General features: G+C 54.2%; 2 protein-coding genes. Both read right to left on the minus strand.

Going from position 1 to position 1,888, the window contains the following annotated elements; genetic code table 11:
* Window positions 1-737 (minus strand): hypothetical protein (locus NDJ82_RS27335; RefSeq protein WP_250926662.1); only part of this gene is annotated, 737 nt, incomplete at its 3' end.
* Window positions 730-1,888 (minus strand): lipase family protein (locus NDJ82_RS27340; protein WP_250926663.1); only part of this gene is annotated, 1,159 nt, incomplete at its 5' end. The genes NDJ82_RS27340 and NDJ82_RS27335, both read right to left, overlap by 8 nt.

A 1,888-nucleotide genomic window follows, 5' to 3' on the forward strand; every position in this document is an offset into this window, starting at 1 on the left:
ACGACACTGCCGTCGGGGTAGGTGAATTTAATGAAATTGCCAACTTTGTGTACCTTTGACCCTTCCGAACGAACCAGTACCGAAGAGTGAAAAACAGGTTCGAAATACACTGTTCGCGCCTGCAATGCCTGATAGTTAATGTAGATGCCACCTTCACTCGCCAAATTTATAGTCTTGCTGTACCCGCCTATAAAACTTTCATGTATCCAAGGGTAATAGTCCTTTTTGATTGTTAAATCTCCGTCAACCTTGATATCGGCTCCTCCTTGTGGAGAGTCGTTGTAGTCAAATATCGCGATCACGCCTCCACCAGCGCCATAAGTCACGTTCTCGCCAAACCGCGTCGGGTCGGCATACTCCACACCAAACGTCACATTCGCCAAATGCCAGCGGCACGCTCCTCCTCCATCTTTTGGCAGTTTCACCTGGTAAAGATCGCTCTCTCCTTGGCGCTCCAGTTCCTTGTAAACCGACTGATGCCCATCCCGTTCCATGCGTTGGCCACTGGGGCCGCGTCTGATGCTCTTACAGATGGGCGAGCGATACATCACCCACATGGTTTCGGTTTTCAGTTCCTTGGGCAGTTTCACGGTGACGGTTATTGTTTCGCTGTTGGCCGGCGGCGCCAGGCTATAGTCCTGGCGGCAGCCGCTGAGGCTGAAAAACATCACGCACGCGAAACTGAGCAGTCGGGTAAACCCGGTTTCGACCTTTAGCGAACTGATAGGCTTAACCATAAATTTTCTCGTAATACGCTTTGGGGTCGGCAATGGCATTAAAGCGTTGCAGCGCTTCGGCTCCGCCATCCATTTGCTGGGTGACAGGCAGGGCCTGGTCTACCAGGGCCTGCAAGTCGAGAAAAATGCGACTGCGGGCCAATTCGTCTTCATGAATGCTCCCGTAGTAGTCCTTTATCTGCTGTTCGAACTTGTGTCTTTCTATTTGCCGCTCCAGTAACGGATCGCGCTCGGCGTCAATCGATTCCAGTAATTGGTTGTGGATATAGGGTTGGTATTGCGACATGTAATGGTCGCCAATACGCGGCATTCGCCACGTCGTCGGGAGGCTGTAGCGCGGGAAGAACCTGGCCCGGCTTTCTGCGGTAAGGGAGGTATTGAGGCGCTGCGTGGCCTGCTCAGCCTGCTGATCACTGTCCTCGCTCAGGCTTGGCACCAAATACAACTTGGCTTTTATCGGCAGTTCATAAGTGAGCGTGCTGCGATAAGGCGAGCCGTCAGGTCTGCGGTAAGCGGGGTATGGGGTGAATTCTTGTTGCTGGTGTTGTTCGGTACGGAGAAACAGGGCGATCTCACCGTGATGGCTGTATGGGTCTTCATGCTTGAACAGGGCGCTGGTAACAGCTTGACGTAGCGACCAACTAAACCCGGCCAGCAGGCCCATAGGGCCGTAGATGTCATACAGGTAGTTGTCCAGCGCGGCCTCGGGGGGCACGCGAGGAATGGCGTCCATGTCGTTGACATGGCGAAAGTGCCTGAGGTCGCCTAAAAATTGCACGGCGTGGAGGGTAAAGGTTCGGGGCATCCCGTAGGTATAGAGCAAGGGGTTATGGTCTTTCAGCGAGGCCGCGTGGATGAGGCCGAGGGCGCCGCCCAGGCTATGGCCGCAGATGAACAGCTTTTTACCATCAATCCCCTTAAAAATCGTCTGCCCCAAATGTTGGGTATAAACCCGTCTCGCCACCTCAAATGCATCTCGAAAGCCAAGGTGCACACTGCCCACAGCGGTGAGGTCGGGGCAAGGAACCTTGGGCTCGCAAACCGCCGCGACCTCAGATTTCACGGGACGAAAGGTCGCATCGGTAATTAAATCAGCGAGCCCTTCCATCTCAGTGCCGCGCCACGCCACCAAAACCTGGGATGCACTGATA

Source organism: Pseudomonas sp. SR18, from assembly GCF_023701505.1.
Classification (GTDB): domain Bacteria; phylum Pseudomonadota; class Gammaproteobacteria; order Pseudomonadales; family Pseudomonadaceae; genus Aquipseudomonas; species Aquipseudomonas cyclaminis.